Genomic DNA, 17,974 nt, shown 5'->3' with positions numbered 1-17,974 from the left:
ATCGGGGTGACGTACGCCACAACGGGCGGGTCCGGGCGCGTAACCGCAGGTAGCGTCCGGCGCATGCGGTGTCGTCCCGGGGTCGGGCTCCGGGTCCCGCGGGACGAGAGGTGGGTGCGGTGGACACGCAGGGCGGGATCACCGTGCAGCGGGCCCTTGAGCTGCCGGGGCTGCGCGGCGGCCTCCCGGAGGTCGTGGCGGGCGCCGAGCGGCTGCAGCGCACAGTGCGCTGGGTGCACGCGGGCGAGGTGCCCAACATCGCCTCGCTGCTCAAGGGCGGCGAGCTCCTCCTGACCACCGGGCTCGGGCTCGGCACCCGCCCCGCCGAACAGCGAGCCTTCGTACGAAGGCTCGCGGACCGGGGCATCGCGGCCCTGGTGGTCGAGCTCGGCCCGCGCTTCGCCCGCCTCCCGGCCACCATCGTCGAAACCGCGCGGGCCGCCGGGCTCCCGCTCGTCCAGCTGCACCGCGAAGTGCCGTTCGTCGCGGTGACCGAGGAGATCCACACCGAGATCGTCAACGGCCACTACGCCCTGCTCCAGCGCGCCGAGGAGGTCCACCAGCGCTGTACGGGCGCGCTGCTCGGGGGCGGCGGGATCCCTCAAGTCCTGGGCATTCTGGCCGACTTCACCGCCAACCCGGTCTTCCTGGAGACTCCCGACGGCCAGCTCCTGTACGCCGCGGCCTGCGAGGCGGGCGAGGCGGCCGCCGACCCGCTCCAGGTCTGGGAGGGGCTGCGCGGCCAGCGCGAGGCCCGCGCGTCGGGGCCGCCGACGGGCGCGGTCCTGGTGGACGTGCCGGGCGGCGGCCACGGCGCGGGCTCGGTACGGGCCCGCCTGGCTCTGCTCGCGGTCGGCCCGCCGCTCCTTCCCGTGCACCGGATGGCGGCCGAGCGGGCCGCGGGCATCCTGGCCGTCGTCCTCATGCAGGCCCGCCAGGAGGAGGAGCTGGCCGCGCGCGGCCGGGGCGACTTCCTGACCGACCTCGCCGAGGGCCGCATCACCCCCGAGGACGCGCCCGGCCAGGCCAAGGTCCTCGGCTTCAAGCCCGGCGAGGGGCCGCTGCTCCCGGTGGTGATGCGCCTGGCCTCGGAGCTCGCCCCGACGGGCAACTGGGCGGTCCTTGCGCGGGCCGTCCTCGAAGAGCTGTCCTCGGTCGGCGTGCCGGTCCTGCTCGGCGTACGCCCCGTCGAGGGCCGGGTGCCGCTGCTGCTCGGGCTGCGCTCGGAGTCGGAGCGTACGGCGGTGGCCGACCGGGTCGCGGCGGCTCTGCGGGCGGGCGTCGAGCGGGCCGGCCTGATGGGCGCGCGGGCCGGGACGCAGCCGGTGGTCGTGGTGGGTGTCGCCGGTGGCTGGGCGGCGGCCGGGGCCGGCCTGAGGCACGCGGCGGAAACCGCGGCGGCCGCCCAGGGCCTGCCCGAGCGGTGCTGGTACGACGCCCGCCGCCTGGACATCGACCTGCTGCTGTGGCGGCTGCGCGAACACCCCGACCTCGCGGCGTTCGTGGAGCGCGCGATCGGCCCGCTCCAGGCCCACGACCGCGCCTCCCGGCCGCCCCTGCTGCCCACCCTCCAGACCTATCTGGCGCACGCGGGCCGCAAGGCGGAGACCGCCCGCGAGCTCCATCTCAACCGCCAGACCCTGTACAACCGCCTGGCCCGCATCGCGGACCTCCTCGGCACGGATCTGGACGACCCGCAGACGGTGCTCGCCCTGTCGCTCGCGCTGCGGGCCCGCAGACACGTGGCGGGCTAGCGCCTACGAGGGCACCAACTCGTCGTAGACGGCCAGGACTTGAGCAACAGTTTCGTCCTCGGTGGGCCAGGTGTCGGCCTGCGCCCGCCCGGCCTCGGCCAGCACACGGCATGCCTCAGGGTCCGCGAGAAGGCGTACGACCGCGTCCGCGAGCGCCCCGGCGTCCCCGTACGGGACGAGCAGCGCCGCGTCCCCCACCAGCTCCGGCACCCCGCCGACGGCCGTCGCGACCAGCGGCACCCCGAGGCGCAGCGCCTCCTGGGCGAGCAGCGAGCGGGCCTCCCAGCGGCTGGGCAGGACCGCGATGTCGGCGGCCGCGAGCAGCTCGGTGATGTCGTCGCGCCGCCCGACGAGCCGGACCGGCAGGGACTCCGCCTCGATCCGGCGTTGCAGCGCGGCCCGCCCACGCCCCTCCCCCGCGATGACGAGCAGCGGCACGGTGTCGAGATCGCGCCAGGTGCGGGCCGCGTCCAGAAGCACCTCGTAGCCGCGGTGCTCGACGAGGCTGCCCACGGCCATCAGCAACGGCCGTTCCACGGCGCCGAGTTCGGCCCGCGCCTTGCCGTCGAGGAGCCCGGACGGAAGGCGCGGGGCGGGGACGGCGACCGCGGCGAGCCGGGCGTCCCGCGCGCCGCGGCTGCGGGCCCGGTCGACGAGGTCGGAGGAGGTGGCGAGCACCACGGCCGCGGCCCGCGAGACCCGGCGCTCCAGGAGACGCAGGACCTGCCCGCGGGCACCTTCGGCGTGCGCGCGGGTGTGCCAGGTGACGACCAGCGGCACGCCCTTGCGGCCCGGGAGCGCGAGGGCCGCGCGTACGGCCGCGTGCAGCCCGTGCGCGTGGACGACGTCCGCGTCGGCGCAGGCGGCCCGCAGAGCGCCGACCGCCGCCGGGTCGCTGCGCCGCGAGACCGGTACGAAATGAGCCCCGGCGGCGCGGAAGTCGTACTCCCGCTCCAGTTCGGCCGGCGCGCAGACGGTGACGCGCACGCCTCGCGCGACCAGACCGGCCGCGAGCGACCTGACGTGCGCGCTGCTGCCCGCGCTGCCGCCGCCCAGTACTTGGACCGTACGCAGCTGAGTCACGTGAACAGGCTCCCGGAGCGGCCGAGTCGGCGGTGGAGGTCGGTGGTTCCCGGCCAAGGATGCCAGTCCGTACGGGCGTTCCGGCACCGTCCGGAGGTTCCTTCCGTGGCGCGCCGGGGAGATCACCACACCCGAAACACCCCGATGGGTGAACGAACACGTGCGCCAAGGGTTTCGGCTCGCGGAACACAGGACTCCGCCCAGCGGTCGCCGCGCGGCCCTCAGCGCGGAATGCGGGACTCCGCCCAGGCGGCCGCGGCGAGCAGCGCGGCGGCGTGCACGGCGAGTCCGGTCCGCCCGTTGCCGCCGGCGACGGCGACTCCGAGGGCCGCCCCCAGCGCGTGCGCGCCGCTGTCGCCGATCATCGTGCGCTCGCCGAGGTCGTCGGCGAGGACCGCGGCGGCCGCTCCCATCGGCACGGCCGCCTCGGGCCCGCGCAGCAGCCCCGGAGCGCCGAGCGCGAGGACGAGGCCGGTGGCGCGGCCGGGCCTCAGGTCCACCAGGTTGACGAGGTGCGCGGTTCCGGCCACCACCACCCCGGCGAGGACTTTGTCGACAGGCCGCTCCTTGAGCAGCGCCCCGGCGACGAGACCGGCGCCGCCGATCCCGATCAACTTGACGGCCCCGCTGGTGACTTCGCCGCTGCGCAGCGCCGTGAGGTGGTCCCGGAAGCCGCGCCGGTGGTCCCCCCGGACATCGTCGTACGCCCCGCACAGCGCGCCCGCCCCCACCGCGACGAGCCCGGCCGCGCGGGTCCGCAGGGTCGCGCTCCCGGCGAGCGCGCCGAGTGCGACGGCCGGACCGGAGTACAGGTCGACGGTGCGGCCCGCGTAATTCTTCCGCGTGAACCGCTCGTCCCGCCGCGTCCTGAGCCCGGCATAGGCGGCCCGGGCCACCGCCCCGGCCACACCGAACGCCCTGACCCCACCCGTCACATCAGTCATACGGGCACCCTACGGGGGCTATCCGTCCGCGCGGGCGGTGGCCAGGAGTTCCTCCGCGTGCGCCCGGGCCGTCTCCGAGTCCTCCTGGCCGGCCAGCATGCGCGACAGCTCTCGCACCCGGTCCTCGCCCTCCAGGACCGTGACGCCGGACCGCGTGACCGTGCCGTCGTTGGTCTTCTCGACCAGGAGCTGGCGGTCGGCGAACGCCGCCACCTGCGGCAGGTGCGTGACCACCACGACCTGCGCGGACTTCGCGAGCTTGGCGAGCCTGCGGCCGATCTCGACCGCCGCCTTGCCACCGACACCCGCGTCGACCTCGTCGAAGAGATACGTCGGCACCGGGTCGGTGCCCGCGAAGACGACCTCCACCGCGAGCATCACCCGCGAGAGCTCACCGCCCGAGGCGCCCTTGGCGATCGGCCGGGGCGGCGCGCCCGGGTGCGGGGCGAGCAGCAGCTCGACCTCGTCGGCGCCGGTCGGCCCGTACGCCACCGTCCTGCCGCCGACCTCGACGCCCTCGGGATCCTCGCTCTGGCCGACCGCGAACGACACCCGTGCGTGCGGCATCGCGAGCGAGGCGAGCTCGGCTGTGACGGCCTCGGCGAACCGGGCCGCGGCCTCGGTGCGGGCGTTGGTCAACTCCTGGGCCAGCACGGACAGTTCGGCCCGCAGCCCGTCCCGCTCGGCCGTGAGCTCCCCGATCCGGTCGTCGTCGCCGTCGAGCTCGGTGAGCCGCGCGGCCCCTTCCTGCGCCCAGGCGAGTACGGCCGTGATGTCCTCGCCGTACTTGCGCGTCAGGGCGGTCAGGGCGGCCCGGCGCTCCTCGACGGCGGCGAGCCGCAGCGGGTCGGCGTCCAGGTCGTCGGCGTATCCGGCGAGTTCGCCCGCCACGTCGCCGAGCAGGATGGCGACCTCGCCGATGCGCTCGGCGAGCGCCGCGAGCGCGGGATCGTGGGAACGTACGGCCTCAAGTGCCCTGTGCGCGCCCGCGACCAGGGTCGTGGCGTCCACGCTCTCCGGGTCCTCGGGGTTTCCGGCCAGGGCCGCGTGCCCGATAGCCGCCGCGGAGGCGAGCGCCTCGGCGTGCCCGAGCCGTTCGGCCTCGGCCGCGAGCTCGGCGTCCTCGCCGGGCAGCGGCTCGACGGAGGCGATCTCGTTCAGGCCGAACCGCAGCAGATCGGCCTCCTGCGCACGCTCGCGCGCCCGCGTGACCAGCTCCTCCAGCTCGACGGCGACGGCCCGCAGCCGCTTGTAGGCCCCGGCGTACTTGGCGAGGGGGCCCGCCACCGCGTCACCCGCGTACCGGTCGAGCGCCTCGCGCTGCCGGGCCGGGCGCAGCAGGCCCTGCTGGTCGGTCTGGCCGTGCACCGCGACAAGTTCGTCGGCGAGTTCGGCGAGCACCCCGACCGGCACCGACCGCCCGCCGAGGAACGCCCGTGAGCGGCCCTCCGCCGAAACGGTACGGCTCACGAGCAGCGCGCCGTCGTCGAGCTCGGCCCCGGCCTCCTCGGCCCGCAGCACCGCCGAGGTGCCGGGCCGCAGCGCGATCCGCCCCTCGACGACCGCCGCCTTGGCGCCGATCCGCACCAGGGCGGGGTCGGCGCGTCCGCCGAGCAGCAGCCCCAGGCTGGTGACGACCATGGTCTTGCCCGCGCCGGTCTCGCCGGTCACCGCGGTGAAACCGGGCGAAAGCTCCACGACAGCGTCGTCGATGACCCCGAGCGACCGTATCCGCATCTCCTCCAACACGGACACGACCTTACGAGGTCCGGGGGCCGGTGTGCGACGCCCCCCGGCCCGTCACCCTCTCGTGGAGCCCGAACCGTCGATGCGGGGGAAAACCTCAGCAAGATCATGAGGCTGGCCGGATGGTCCTGGCACCACCTTGCCCACGAGGCTTGACGCATGAGCACAGGACTGGCCCACTCCGCCCTGCGCGGCCACCGCCCGGCGTTCGTCGGGACGTTCGTGGCCGCGCTGTTCGCCGCGACCGTGGTGAGCGCGTCGATGACTCTCCTCGTCAGCACATCGACAAAGGGCCTGTCCGCCGAGGCCCGCGGCGCACTCGCGGCCAACGGCATCGGCAACATGGCAGTGGTGATGCTCATCGGCTCCATCTACATGTCGATCTTCGTGATCGCCTCGACGATGGGCACCGCGGTGACCCAGCAGCACCGCGAGCTCGCCCTCGTACGGGCCATCGGCGCCCGGCCGCGGCAGGTGCGGCGGGCCGTGGTGGTCCAGGCGGTCGCGGCCGCGGTGCCGGCCGCGCTCGCCGGGTTCCTGCTCGGCGGCGGCCTGCTGAGCCGGGTCTGGTTCGCGGGGCTGCGCGACCACGGGCTGGTCCCGGCCGAAGTGACGTACCGGTTCACCTGGTCCGCGCTGCCCGTGTGTCTGGCCGTCGCCGTGGTGACCTCGGCGCTCGCCGCGTTCTTTGCCTCGCTGCGCTTCTCGCTGCTGCGCCCGGCAAGGGCCCTGGACGAGGCGTCGGCGGGCCGGCGCGGGCTCGGCAGGGTGCGGGCCCCGCTCGGCGTGATCGCGGTGGCGGGCGGCGGCGCCCTGTCGGTGTCCCTCGCCCACCAGTCGTCCGACGACGCGGCGCAGGCCTCGTTCCTGGTGCTGCTGCTGTTCTGCGTCGGCGCGGGGCTGCTCGGCCCGAAGGTCGTCGGCCCGGCCGCCCGGCTCGTCTCGGCGCCGGCCCGCCGGTTCGGCGGCAGCGCGCGCCTGGCGATGCTCAACGTCCGCTCGCAGCCGCGCCGCTTCTCGGCCGCGGTCGTGCCGCTGGTCCTGGTCACGGGCTTCGGGCTCACCAAGATCGCGATGCATACGACGGCGGCCCACTACACGGGTTCGTCGGGCAGCGCGGGCGAGGTCTGGCTGGACTACTTCGGCACCGCTCTGTACGCCGGCTTCGCCGCGATCGCCGCGGCCAACACCCTGGCGATGATCTCCTTCGAGCGGCGCCGCGACATAGCCCTGCTCCGGGTGGTCGGCACCCTGCCGGGCCAGGTCCGCTCGATGGCGGCGTGGGAGGCGGGCATCGTCGCGGCCACGGCCCTGGTGCTCGGCGCGGTGGTCGCGCTCGCGACCCTGGCCCCGATGCTGACGGCCGCGTTCGGCTCGTGGATCCCGTACCTGCCGTGGCCGACCGCGCTCGGCATACCCGGCGGCACGCTGGTGCTCACCCTGCTGGCCACGGGCGTGCCGGTGCGGTCGGCGCTGCGCAGGCGGGCGATCAGGACGCTGGCCGCGTCCTGAGGCCCTCCGTATACGGACCGGTCAGTGCGGCGCGCCGCGCCAACCCGACACCGGCAGGGCGAACTTGGCGACGAGCCGGTCGGTGAACGAGGCGTGGTGCAGCCGGGCGAGCCGTACCGGAACGGCCCCTCGCCGCACCTCCACCCGCGCGCCCGAAGGGAGTTCGACCGTGCGGCGCCCGTCGCACCACAGCACGCCGTGCGGCGTGTGCGGCTGCACCTCGACCGCGAGCACCGAGGTGGGCGAGGTGACCAGGGGCTTGGCGAACAGCGCGTGCGCGCTGATCGGCACCATGAGCAGCGCCTCGACCTCGGGCCACACCACGGGCCCGCCGGCCGAGAAGGCGTACGCGGTCGAACCGGTCGGGGTGGCGCACACGATGCCGTCGCAGCCGAACCCGGTCACGGGACGGCCGTCGATCTCCAGGACGACCTCCAGCATCCGCTCGGGCGAGACCTTCTGGACGGCCGCCTCGTTGAGGGCCCAGTCCTGGTGCACCACATCGCCGTTGTTGTGCACGACGACGTCGAGGGTCATCCGCTCCTCGACCTCGTAGGCCCGTGTCACGACCCGGTCGACGACCTTGTCGAGGTCGTCGCGCTCGGCCTCCGCGAGGAAGCCGACGCGGCCGAGGTTGACGCCGAGCATCGGCACGCCGGACGCCCGGGCGAGCTCGGCGCCGCGCAGCAGCGTGCCGTCACCGCCGAGGACGATGAGCAGCTCACAGGCGTCGAGGCACTCGGGGGTGGCCTCCTCGACGATCTCCGCCTCGGCGGGCAGCGGCAGGTCGGCCGCTTCCGCCCGCAGCACCCGTACGCCGAGGCCGCTGCGCAGCAGGCCCCGGACGACCAGCTCCGCGCTGCGGATGGCGGCCGGCCTTCCGGTGTGCGCGAGCAGGAATACGGTGCGTGCCGCCGTGCTGTTCTCCGGGTTGTTCTCCGACGAGCTCAACGAGGTCCCTCCGCCACTGCGCGCTCCACGTCCGCGGGATCGAGCGCGGGCGCCCCGGCCCGCAGCCACAGAAAGTACTCGACGTTGCCGGAAGGCCCGGGCAGCGGGCTCGCGGTGACCCCGACGACCCCGAGGCCGAGCGTGGCCGCCTGCGCCGCCACGGTCCGCACCGTCTCGGCCCGCAGTTCGGGGCTGCGCACGACGCCGCCGCTCCCGAGCCGCTCCTTGCCGATCTCGAACTGCGGCTTGACCATGAGGACCAGGTCCGCGTCGGGCGCCGAGCAGCGCACGAGGGCGGGCAGGACCAGGCCGAGCGCGATGAAGGAGAGATCGCCCACGACGATGTCCGCGGGCTGCCCGTCGATGTCGTCGAGCGTCAACTCGCGTACGTTCGTACGGTCCTTCACGGTGACCCGCTCGTCACTCTGCAGGGACCAGGCGAGCTGTCCGTAGCCGACGTCGACGGCGACCACGTGCCCGGCTCCGGCGCGCAGCAGCACATCGGTGAAGCCGCCGGTGGAGGCGCCCGCGTCGAGCGCCCGCCGCCCCTCGATCCTGAGCCCCTGCGGCACGAAGGCCGCGAGGGCACCGGCGAGCTTGTGTCCGCCGCGCGAGACGTAGTCGGGGTCGCTGTCGTCCTCGACGACCACGATGGCGGCAGCGGTCTCGACCTGCGTCGCGGACTTCGTGGCGACGGTCTTGCCGACACTCACCCGCCCCGCGGCGATCAGCTGGGCGGCGTGCTCCCGCGACCGCGCGAGTTTCCGGCGCACCAGCTCGGCGTCGAGGCGGCGGCGTGCCACTCCTGCCACGTTCGGTTCAGCTCCTGTAGTCGTAGTTCCGGGCGGTCCGGCGGACCGCCCAGGGGCGCTGGTCGGCCAACGGCCGGGTTCAGCCGGAGGTTCCCGGCCCCTGCCGGGCATCGAGCGCGGTCAGCGAGTCACGCAGCCCCCGGTGTACATCCTCGTACACCTCGAGGTGGCCGTCCGTACCGAGGTGGTCGACGTCCCCGAGCCGCTCGACGAGGACGTCGATCCCGGCGTCACCGGTAGGGCTACGGGGTACGCCAAGGGGAGAGGGCCCGGCCACCTCGGGCCCCGGCTCGGGTTCCATGATCGCTTCCGTCTCGGGGCCCGGCATCGAGTCGCTCATGCCAAGACGCTACCGCGAAGCCCTGAGGTACGGTCGATCACGATGGCGACCATGGAGGAGTGCCGCAGCGCACTCGACAAACTTTCGGACAATCTGGCCCGGGCGGAGGGCGAGGTGCATTCCGCCGCCGCGCTGGACCGCTCGCTGAGCTGCCACATCACGGACCTGGACGTCACGTTCGCGGGCCGCCTCCGGTCCGGGCGCATCGAGGTCCACGACACGGCTTCCGGCCCGCCGCGGGAGAAGGCACAGATCCGCCTGGCGATGAAGGGGGACGATCTGGTGGCGATGGTGGACGGGGAGCTGAACTTCGCGAAGGCCTGGGCGTCGGGCAGGGTCCGCCTGGAAGCAGGCTTCCGAGACCTCCTCCGCCTGCGCACCCTGCTCTGACCACCCCCGGCCGCAGTTCCCCGCGCCCCTGGCAGGGTTGATGCCGGTCCGCACCGAGCATTTCAGCCCGTCATGGGGGTCCCCCCTGGCCCTTGAGGCCTTGGGGGAGATTGAGGACGAGCGCCCTCAAGGCGCGAACGGGGTCTGGGGCGGAGCCCCAGGAAGACGGGCTGCACCCTTCCCAACCCCCGGAGGGCCTCGGGAAGGGGCGGGGTGGGGAACTCAGCCCACCGGAGCCCCACGCCGAGGCGCCGCCGGCACCACCAGCGGCGTCCCCGTCTCCGGATCCGGAATCACCTGACACCGCACCCCGAACACCCGCTCGACCAGCTCCGCCGTGACCACGGAACCCGGCTCCCCCGAAGCCACCACCTCCCCCTCCCTCATGGCGATGAGGTGAGAGGCGTACCGAGCCGCCTGGTTGAGATCGTGCAGCACGGCCACCAGCGTCCGCCCCTGCGACTCATGGAGCTGAGCGCAAAGGTCCAGCACCTCGATCTGGTGCTGGATGTCCAGAAACGTCGTCGGCTCGTCGAGCAGCAGCAACGGCGTCTGCTGAGCGAGCGCCATGGCGATCCAGACCCGCTGCCGCTGCCCCCCGGACAGCTCGTCGACGTACCGCTCACCGAGCCCGCCGACCCCGGTCGCGTCCATGGACTCCTGGACGATCCGCTCGTCCTCGGGCGACCACTGCCGCAGCAGCCCCTGGTGCGGATAGCGCCCGCGCGCCACGAGGTCCCCCACCGTGATCCCGTCCGGCGCGATGGAGGACTGCGGGAGCAGCCCGAGCGTCCTGGCGACCTTCTTCGCGGGCAGCGCGTGGATGCTCTGCCCGTCGAGCAGCACCCGCCCCCGGTCCGGCTTGAGCATCCGGGACAGGGCGCGCAGCAGGGTCGACTTGCCGCACGCGTTGGGCCCGACGATCACCGTGAAGGAGTTGTCCGGGATCTCGACCGACAGGTCCTTGGCGATCACCCGCTGGTCGTAGCCGAGGGTGACCGATTCGGCGCTGAGGCGCTGCATGCTCGTACTCCTGGGTGAAGTGCCGTGATCCGCAAGAGAGTTGGGGGTGGTGGGCGTCGCGGGTCGGCTGCTCATATGCGGCCCGCCCTGCGCTCGGTGACGAGGAGCCAGAGCAGATAGACGCCGCCGACCATCCCGGTGAGCACCCCCACCGGCAGCGTGCTCTCGCCGAACAGCCGCTGTGCCGCCCAGTCGGCGACGACCAGCAGGGCAGCGCCCATGCACGCGGAGGCGAGGATGTTCGGCCCGGTCGCGCGGGTGAGGCGACGGGCCAGCTGCGGCGCGGTCAGCGCGACGAAGGAGATGGGCCCGGCGGCCGCGGTCGCGGAGGCGTTCAACAGCACCGCGCCGAGCATCAGGACGGTACGGGTCCGCTGCACCGGCACGCCGAGCGCGTACGCCGCGTCGTCGCCCATCTCCAGCATCCTCAGCGGCCGCCCGTACCCGAGGACCACCGGAAGCAGCACCACGAACAGCACGAACAGCGGCCGGACCTGGGCCCAGTCGCGCCCGTCGAGGGAGCCGGTGAGCCAGACCGTCGCGCGGGTGGCGTCGACCAGGGTCGACTTGGTGAGCAGGTAGTGAATGCAGGCGGTGAGCATCGCTGCCGCGCCGATGCCGACAAGCACGAGCCGGTAGCCGTGCACGCCCTTCTTCCAGGCCAGGAGGTAGACGGCGATCCCGGTCGCGAGCCCGCCGACCAGCGCGCCGAACGAGACCGCGACCGCGCCGCCCTGGAAGAACACGATGACCGTGAGCGCGCCGACCGAGGAGCCCTGCCCGAAGCCGATGACGTCCGGACTGCCCAGCGGATTGCGGGAGATGGACTGGAACAGCGCCCCCGAGATCCCGAGCGAGGCGCCCACGAGGAGTGCCACGAGCACGCGCGGCAGCCGCAGCTCGTTGACGATGAAGTCCTGCGCGGGCGTGCCGGAGCCGAGCAGGCTGCTCACGACGTCGGCGGGGCCGATCGAGAAGTCGCCGGTGCCGATCAGGACGACGCCGGCCGCGAGCGCGAGAACGGTGAGCCCGCAGATCACGGCGAGCGCGCGCGGCTCGGCCCGGAAGGAGAGGCCGCCGGGGATACGTATCGCCTTCACAGCTGGGCCATCCTCTTGCGGCGTACGAGACAGATGAAGACGGGCCCGCCGATGAGCGCGGTGACGATGCCGACCTGGAGTTCGCCGGGCCGCGTGATGACCCGCCCGACCACGTCGGAGCCGAGCAGCAGCACGGGCGAGAGCACGGCCGCGTACGGCAGGATCCAGCGCAGGTCGGGCCCGGTGATGGCCCGGACGATGTGCGGGACCATGAGCCCGATGAACACGATGGGCCCGCACGCGGCGGTCGCGGCCCCGCACAGCAGGGTGATCACGGCCATCGACGTGATGCGGGTCCGGGTGAGACGGGCGCCGAGCGCGCGGGCGGTGTCGTCGCCCATGGCCATCGCGTTGAGCGGCCGCGCGAGCAGCAGGGCGACGACGAGCCCGACGAGGATGAACGGCGCGACCTTGGTGACGGTCGCCATGTCCGCCGTGGCCAGCGAGCCGACCTGCCAGAACCTCAGCTGGTCGAGAGCGGTGGAGTCGGTGAGCTGTATGGCGTTGATGTAGCCGTAGAGCGCGGCGCTCGCCGCCGTCCCCGCGAGCGCGAGCCGCACTGGGGTGGCGGCCCGGCTGCCGCCGAGCAGGTACACCGCGGCCGACACGACACCCGCGCCCAGGAAGGCGAACCACACATACCCCGTGAGGGAGTTGACCCCGAGGAAGCTGATCGCGGAGACCACCGCGGCCGCCGCTCCCGCGTTGACCCCGAGGATGCCGGGTTCGGCGAGCGGATTGCGGGTGAGCGCCTGCATGACCGCGCCGGCCAGCCCGAGCGCGGCCCCGACGAGCAGCCCGAGCAGCGTCCGCGGCACCCGTACGTCGTGGATGAGGACGTCGTTGGCGGTGCCGGAGGCGTGGAAGAGGCCGTGCCAGACGTCGCCGAGCGGCATGGGTTTCGCGCCGACGGCGATGCTGGCGACGGCTACGAGCGCCAGGGCGCCCACGGACACGACCAGACCGGCGGCTCGTAGCGTACGGCGCCTGGCCGTCGGGGCCGGGGGCGCGGACGTGGTCCCGTCGCGCGGCTGAGGAGGACTGTCTACCAACACGACAAGTTAGGCTAGCCTACCCTGCATTCAGCCGAGCCCGCCCCCGGGTTCAAGCAGCTCAGAGCCCCAGCAGCTCCAGCACCTTCGACGGGTCGAGATCGCACACCCCGTCGCCGGCCTGGGTCCAGGCGGCCGCGCACAGCGCCCGCAGCCCGTCCATCGCCTCCCCGTCCCCGTCGAGCGCAAACGCCCCGTCGGCAACGGACGCGGTCCACCCGCCGCACACGAACCCGTCCTCCTTCCGGGCCACTTCGGGCTGCCCGGTCAGCAGGCCGCGCAGATCCGCGTCGACGAAGGTGGGCCGGTGCTCCGGCCGCGCGGCCAGGAGCTGCGCGGCATCGGTGACCCCGGTCAGCACGAGCAGCGAGTCGACGCCGCCGTTGAACGCGCCCTCGATGTCCGTGTCGAGCCGGTCCCCCACCACCAGCGGCCGCTCGGCGCCGGTCCGCAGCACCGTCTCGCGGTGCATCGGGGGCAGCGGCTTGCCCGCCACCTGGGGCTCGGCGCCGGTCGCGATCCGGACGACCTCGACCGCGGCGCCGTTGCCGGGCGCGATCCCCCGCCCGCTCGGAATCGTCAGATCGGTGTTGGAGGCGAACCACGGCACCCCGCGGGCCACCGCGTACGAGGCCTCCGCGAACCGCGCCCAGGTGATGTCCGGGCCGCCGTACCCCTGCACCACGGCCGCCGGATCGTCGTCGGCCGACTCCACCGGCACGAGCCCGCGCTCGATCAGCGCGACCCGCAGCCCCTCGCCGCCGATGAGCAACACCCTTGACCCCTGCGGGAGTTGATCGGCGATGAGCCGGGCCACCGCCTGCGCGGAGGTGATCACATCGGCCGGCTCGGCGGGCACGCCGAGCTCGGTGAGGTGCGCGGCCACCGCGTCCGGCGTCCGCAGCGCGTTGTTGGTCACGTAGGCGAGATGCATCCCGCCGTCCCGCGCCACGGCGAGCGCATCGACGGCATGCGCGATCGCCGCACCGCCCGCGTAGACCACCCCGTCCAGATCCAGCAGGGCCGTGTCGTACGCCTCGTTCAGCGCCCGCTGGCTGCCGCTCGGCATGATCCGGCCGGTCTGGCTCATCTTCATCCACTCCTTGTTCGATGCTCTCCCCCCGATCATCGCGCATGCCCGTCTCCCACATACGATGCACAGATGAGCACAACTGGGCGTGCGGACCTCGGGCTGCGCCTGATCCCGTTCCGCGGACTGCGCTATGTTCCCGAGCGGGTGGGCAGCCTCGCCGCGGTGACCTCACCGCCGTACGACGTGGTCGTACGCCCCGACGGGCTGCTGCACCTGGAGTCGGCGGATCCCTACAACATCGTCCGGCTGATCCTCCCGCAGGCGTCCTCCCCGGCCGCCCGCAACCGGAAGGCCGCCCTGACCCTGGACGACTGGCTCGACGAGGGCGTCCTCGCCCCGGATCCCGAGCCGGCCCTGTACGTCTACGAGCAGGAGGGCGACGGCATACTGCAGCGCGGTCTCATCGGGGCGCTCGCCCTGTCCGAGCCAGCCGCCGGCATCGTCCTGCCGCACGAGGACGTGATGCCGCACGTGGTCGAGGACCGCGCGGACCTCATGCGCACCACCGCCGCCCACCTCGAACCACTGCTCCTGACCTACCACGGCAACAGCACCCCGACCGGCGCGACCGCCGTCATCGACCGCGCCATCCTGCGCGAGCCGCTCCTGCGCACCACCACGGAGGACGGTTTCCGCCACCGCCTGTGGGCACTCACGGATCCGGCCGATCTCGCGGAGGTCCAGGCCGACCTCACGGCCCACCAGGCGGTCATCGCCGACGGCCACCACCGCTGGGCCACCTACCTGCGCCTGCGCGACGAACAGAGCTCGCCGGGCCCCTGGGACTTCGGCCTGGTCCTGCTCGTCGACACCGCCCGCTACCCACTGCGGGTCCGCGCGATCCACCGCCTCCTGCACCGCCTCCCGGTGGCCAAGGCCCTGGCCGCGGTCACGGATTCGGACGCCTTCCGCATCCGCACGCTCGACGTCCCGCTCGCCCGCGCCCTGGAGGCGCTGAGCGAAGCGGCGTCCGAGAGCAACGCCTTCCTGCTCGCGGGCGACGGCCGCTTCCACCTCCTGGACCGCCCGGACGAGGCACTGCTCGCCCGTACGATCCGGGCCGACCGGCCGCCGGCCTGGCGCTCACTGGACGCGACGGTCCTGCACTCGACCCTGCTCGACGAGATCTGGCGCATCCCGGACACGCCCGACGACATCGCGTACATCCACGACACGGCCGCGGCCGTCGAGCAGGCGGAACGCCACAACAAGACGGCGGTCCTGATGCATCCCGTACGCGAGGAAGTCGTCCGGGACCTGGCCCGCCAGGGCGTCACGATGCCCCGCAAGTCGACGTCGTTCGGCCCGAAGCCGGCAACGGGCCTGGTGCTGCGCAGCCTGACCGTGAACTGACACAAAAAAAGAGGCGGTGCCCCGGGTGGGGCACCGCCTCCTTTCACTTCACTTGTCAGACGTCAGGCGTCGGACGTCCTTTGCCAGACGTCAGGCGTCCTTCTCGATCTTCTCGATCTTCTCGACCGACGGGACGGGCTCGCCCGGCGCGGGCTCCACCAGGTCGGCGTCGACGACCTCGGCGGCGCGGACGATCTCGGCGTCGTCGCCCTCGAAGTCGTCCTCTTCCTCACCCTCGTCGTCGAAGTCGGGCTCGTCCTCGATCTCGACGCGCGGCTCGTCGAGGTCACCCTCGGCGTCGATGTCGCTGTCGGGCTCGATGTCGTCCTCGACCATGGCGTCGACGAAGTCGATACCGTCGAGCTCGGCGAGCCGGTCGGAGGCGTCGGTCGTGCCTTCCTTGTCCGCCTCGAGCGCCTTGGCGAACCACTCGCGGGCCTCGTCCTCACGCTCGGCGGCAAGGAGCGCGTCGGCGTAGGCGTACCGCAGTCGCGCGGTCCAGGGCTGTGCGGAGTTCGACGCGAGCTCGGGGCTCTGCAGGGTCACGATGGCGGCGTCCAGCTGCCCCATGTCCCGCCGCGCCCCGGCCGCGACCAGGCGCATCTCGACCTGGCCGGCCTTGTCGAGCTTGGCCACCTCGGGCTCGCCGGCCATCGCCAGCGCGCGCTCGGGACGGCCGAGCCCGCGCTCGCAGTCCGCCATGACGGGCCACAGCTCGACGGAGCCGGTCATCCGACGCGCGGCACGGAACTCCGCGAGCGCCTCCGAGTACTTCTGCGTGGCGTACGCGGCGAAGCCGGCGGCCTCGCGAACGGCGGCCACACGAGAGGCGAGCCGCAGCGCGATGCGGGAGTAGGCGTAGGCCTGCTCGGGCTCCTCGTCGATGAGCCGCGCGACCATCACCAGGTTGCACGCAACCTCCTCGGCGAGGCCCTTGGGCAGGCTCATCAGCTCCTGGCGCACATCCGCGTCGATCTCGTCGCCGGTGACGTCCTCGTCGATCGGCAGCCGCTTGACGGGCTCGCGGTCGCGGTCGCGATCCCGGTCGTCCCGACGCCCGAAGCCACCGCGCTCGTCACGCGCCCCGTAGCCACCCCGGTCGTCCCGCCGGTCGTTCCGCCCGCGGTACCCACCGCGGTCGCCCCGGTCGTCACGGCGGAACCCACCGCGGTCGTCATCACGACGGGGAGCCGGACGATCGTCCCGACGCCCGTACGAGCCACCACGCTCGTCATCACGACGCGGAGCCGGCCGGTCATCACGACGCCCGTACGAGCCACCGCCGCCACGGCTGTCGTCACGGCGGAATCCACCGCGGTCATCGTCACGACGGGGAGCCGGACGATCGTCCCGACGCCCGTACGAGCCACCACGCTCGTCATCACGACGCGGAGCCGGCCGGTCATCACGACGCCCGTACGAGCTACCGCCCCCGCGGCTGTCGTCACGGCGGAACCCACCGCCGGAGGACCCACCACGGCTGTCATCGCGACGGAACCCATCACGGTCATCGTCACGACGCGGAGCCGGACGATCGTCACGACGCCCGTACGAGCCACCACCACGGCTGTCATCACGACGGCCGTAGGAGCTGCCGCCGCCACGGTTGTCGTCACGCCGGAAGCCGCCGCCGGAGAACCCACCACGGTCGCCCCGGTCGTCACGCCGGAACCCACCACGGTCATCATCACGACGCGGAGCCGGACGATCGTCACGACGGCCGTACGAGCCGCCACCACCGCGATTGTCGTCCCGACGGAAACCACCGCGGTCGTCATCACGACGCGGAGCCAGACGGTCATCGCGACGGCCGTAGGAGCTACCGCCGCCACGGCTGTCGTCCCGACGGAACCCACCGCCGGAGGACCCACCACGGCTGTCATCGCGACGGAACCCACCACGGTCATCATCACGACGCGGAGCGGGACGGTCATCACGACGCCCGTAGGAGCTACCGCCCCCGCGGCTGTCGTCACGGCGGAACCCACCGCCGGAGGACCCACCACGGCTGTCATCGCGACGGAACCCACCACGGTCATCGTCACGACGCGGAGCCGGACGGTCATCACGACGCCCGTACCCACCGCCGGAGGACCCACCACGGCTGTCGTCACGGCGGAAACCACCGCCCGAGGAGCCGCCACGGCTGTCATCGCGACGGAACCCACCACGGTCATCATCACGACGCGGAGCCGGACGGTCATCACGACGCCCGTACGAGCTACCGCCACCGCCGGCGGGACGGCCGCCGCGGTCGTCACGGCGGGGGTAACCGCCGCTGGAGGAGCCACCACGGCTGTCGTCACGACGCCCGCCGTAACCACCCCGGTCGTTGTCACGACGCGGACCGCGGTCGTCTCGACCACCGCGGTAGCCGCCCCGGTCACCACCGTCCTGACGGCGCGACTCGCGCTCCGGACGATCGTCGGGAGAGTTGGTGGACATCGTGACTCCTAGTCTTCGGGTACTGCAGTCATTCTCGCGCAGTCGGCTGCCCGACGCGCTTCGGCAAAGCAAAGCGGAAAAACAAAAGGACCCTTGGTCCCAGCGTGAACGCTGGGACCAAGGGTCCTGAAATATTGTTCGGCGGCGTCCTACTCTCCCACAGGGTCCCCCCTGCAGTACCATCGGCGCTGAAAGGCTTAGCTTCCGGGTTCGGAATGTAACCGGGCGTTTCCCTAACGCTATGACCACCGAAACCCTATCGGTTTCGAGCGAACAAGCACACTCTTCAATTAAGTGGGTTCTGCTCAACCAGCAACTGTTCGTTGCTTCAGAACAAACACAGTGGACGCGAGCAACTGAGGACAAGCCCTCGGCC

General features: G+C 73.1%; 15 protein-coding genes, 1 rRNA gene and 1 pseudogene. 4 read left to right on the top strand and 13 right to left on the bottom strand.

The annotated features are described in order from the left end of the window. Window positions 1–119 precede the first annotated feature (119 nt). On the top strand, window positions 120–1,754 hold the full coding sequence (locus tag IE206_RS11075; RefSeq protein WP_189961935.1) for a PucR family transcriptional regulator: 1,635 nt from the start codon (window positions 120–122) through the stop codon (window positions 1,752–1,754). 3 nt (window positions 1,755–1,757) lie between these two features. On the opposite strand, the gene IE206_RS11070 is transcribed toward IE206_RS11075, so the two are convergent. The 3 genes from IE206_RS11070 to recN all read right to left on the bottom strand — a co-directional run bounded on the left by IE206_RS11070 (window position 1,758) and on the right by recN (window position 5,518). Further along, window positions 1,758–2,837: a glycosyltransferase family 4 protein gene (locus tag IE206_RS11070; RefSeq protein ID WP_189961934.1), complete on the bottom strand. Its 1,080-nt coding sequence runs from the start codon at window positions 2,835–2,837 to the stop codon at window positions 1,758–1,760. Between the two features lie 221 nt (window positions 2,838–3,058). After that, complete coding sequence (locus IE206_RS11065) at window positions 3,059–3,781, bottom strand: hypothetical protein (RefSeq protein WP_189961933.1); 723 nt, start codon at window positions 3,779–3,781, stop codon at window positions 3,059–3,061. Between the two features lie 18 nt (window positions 3,782–3,799). Continuing rightward, on the bottom strand, window positions 3,800–5,518 hold the full coding sequence (recN, locus tag IE206_RS11060) for a DNA repair protein RecN (protein WP_189962312.1): 1,719 nt from the start codon (window positions 5,516–5,518) through the stop codon (window positions 3,800–3,802). Between the two features lie 168 nt (window positions 5,519–5,686). On the opposite strand from recN, the gene IE206_RS11055 reads away from it, so the two are divergent. Next, on the top strand, window positions 5,687–7,039 hold the full coding sequence (locus IE206_RS11055) for an FtsX-like permease family protein (protein ID WP_189961932.1): 1,353 nt from the start codon (window positions 5,687–5,689) through the stop codon (window positions 7,037–7,039). 21 nt (window positions 7,040–7,060) lie between these two features. Here IE206_RS11055 and IE206_RS11050 read toward each other — a convergent pair whose 3' ends face one another. The 3 genes from IE206_RS11050 to IE206_RS11040 all read right to left on the bottom strand — a co-directional run bounded on the left by IE206_RS11050 (window position 7,061) and on the right by IE206_RS11040 (window position 9,142). Continuing rightward, window positions 7,061–7,990, bottom strand: a complete 930-nt coding sequence (locus tag IE206_RS11050; RefSeq protein ID WP_189961931.1) for an NAD kinase — start codon at window positions 7,988–7,990, stop codon at window positions 7,061–7,063. Next, window positions 7,987–8,802 carry a TlyA family RNA methyltransferase gene (locus tag IE206_RS11045; protein WP_189961930.1) on the bottom strand — a complete coding sequence of 272 codons (816 nt, stop codon included), beginning with the start codon at window positions 8,800–8,802 and terminating at the stop codon, window positions 7,987–7,989. Before IE206_RS11045 ends, IE206_RS11050 begins: the two co-directional genes overlap by 4 nt. A 79-nt stretch (window positions 8,803–8,881) precedes the next feature. Further along, window positions 8,882–9,142, bottom strand: coding sequence for a hypothetical protein (locus IE206_RS11040; protein ID WP_189961929.1), 261 nt, complete (start codon window positions 9,140–9,142; stop codon window positions 8,882–8,884). Window positions 9,143–9,184: 42 nt separating this feature from the next. On the opposite strand from IE206_RS11040, the gene IE206_RS11035 reads away from it, so the two are divergent. Next, window positions 9,185–9,532, top strand: a complete 348-nt coding sequence (locus tag IE206_RS11035) for an SCP2 sterol-binding domain-containing protein (RefSeq protein WP_189961928.1) — start codon at window positions 9,185–9,187, stop codon at window positions 9,530–9,532. 222 nt (window positions 9,533–9,754) lie between these two features. On the opposite strand, the gene IE206_RS11030 is transcribed toward IE206_RS11035, so the two are convergent. The 4 genes from IE206_RS11030 to IE206_RS11015 all read right to left on the bottom strand — a co-directional run bounded on the left by IE206_RS11030 (window position 9,755) and on the right by IE206_RS11015 (window position 13,797). Beyond that, entirely contained in the window at window positions 9,755–10,555 is an 801-nt protein-coding gene (locus IE206_RS11030) for an ABC transporter ATP-binding protein (protein WP_189961927.1), read from the bottom strand. A gap of 71 nt (window positions 10,556–10,626) precedes the next feature. Beyond that, window positions 10,627–11,655, bottom strand: coding sequence for a FecCD family ABC transporter permease (locus tag IE206_RS11025; RefSeq protein WP_373300903.1), 1,029 nt, complete (start codon window positions 11,653–11,655; stop codon window positions 10,627–10,629). Next, window positions 11,652–12,707: an iron chelate uptake ABC transporter family permease subunit gene (locus tag IE206_RS11020; protein WP_373300910.1), complete on the bottom strand. Its 1,056-nt coding sequence runs from the start codon at window positions 12,705–12,707 to the stop codon at window positions 11,652–11,654. The genes IE206_RS11025 and IE206_RS11020 overlap by 4 nt, the downstream gene beginning before the upstream one ends. 61 nt (window positions 12,708–12,768) lie before the next feature. Then, a complete protein-coding gene (locus IE206_RS11015) occupies window positions 12,769–13,797 on the bottom strand; it encodes an HAD-IIA family hydrolase (RefSeq protein WP_189961925.1) in 1,029 nt (342 codons plus the stop codon). 72 nt (window positions 13,798–13,869) lie between these two features. On the opposite strand from IE206_RS11015, the gene IE206_RS11010 reads away from it, so the two are divergent. Further along, on the top strand, window positions 13,870–15,153 hold the full coding sequence (locus IE206_RS11010; RefSeq protein WP_189961924.1) for a DUF1015 domain-containing protein: 1,284 nt from the start codon (window positions 13,870–13,872) through the stop codon (window positions 15,151–15,153). Window positions 15,154–15,243: 90 nt separating this feature from the next. Here IE206_RS11010 and IE206_RS11005 read toward each other — a convergent pair whose 3' ends face one another. From IE206_RS11005 to rrf, 3 genes and pseudogenes are all read right to left on the bottom strand, one after another. Then, window positions 15,244–16,116: a tetratricopeptide repeat protein gene (locus tag IE206_RS11005; RefSeq protein ID WP_226598836.1), complete on the bottom strand. Its 873-nt coding sequence runs from the start codon at window positions 16,114–16,116 to the stop codon at window positions 15,244–15,246. Between the two features lie 81 nt (window positions 16,117–16,197). Next, a pseudogene (locus IE206_RS43825) lies at window positions 16,198–17,364 on the bottom strand (hypothetical protein); the annotation flags it as partial. Between the two features lie 370 nt (window positions 17,365–17,734). Continuing rightward, window positions 17,735–17,851: ribosomal RNA gene (gene rrf, locus IE206_RS10995) — 5S ribosomal RNA — on the bottom strand. Between the last annotated feature and the right edge of the window lie 123 nt (window positions 17,852–17,974).

This window comes from Streptomyces violascens, assembly GCF_014649955.1.
Lineage (GTDB): Bacteria > Actinomycetota > Actinomycetes > Streptomycetales > Streptomycetaceae > Streptomyces > Streptomyces violascens.
This window is presented reverse-complemented; position numbering and strand designations above follow the sequence as displayed.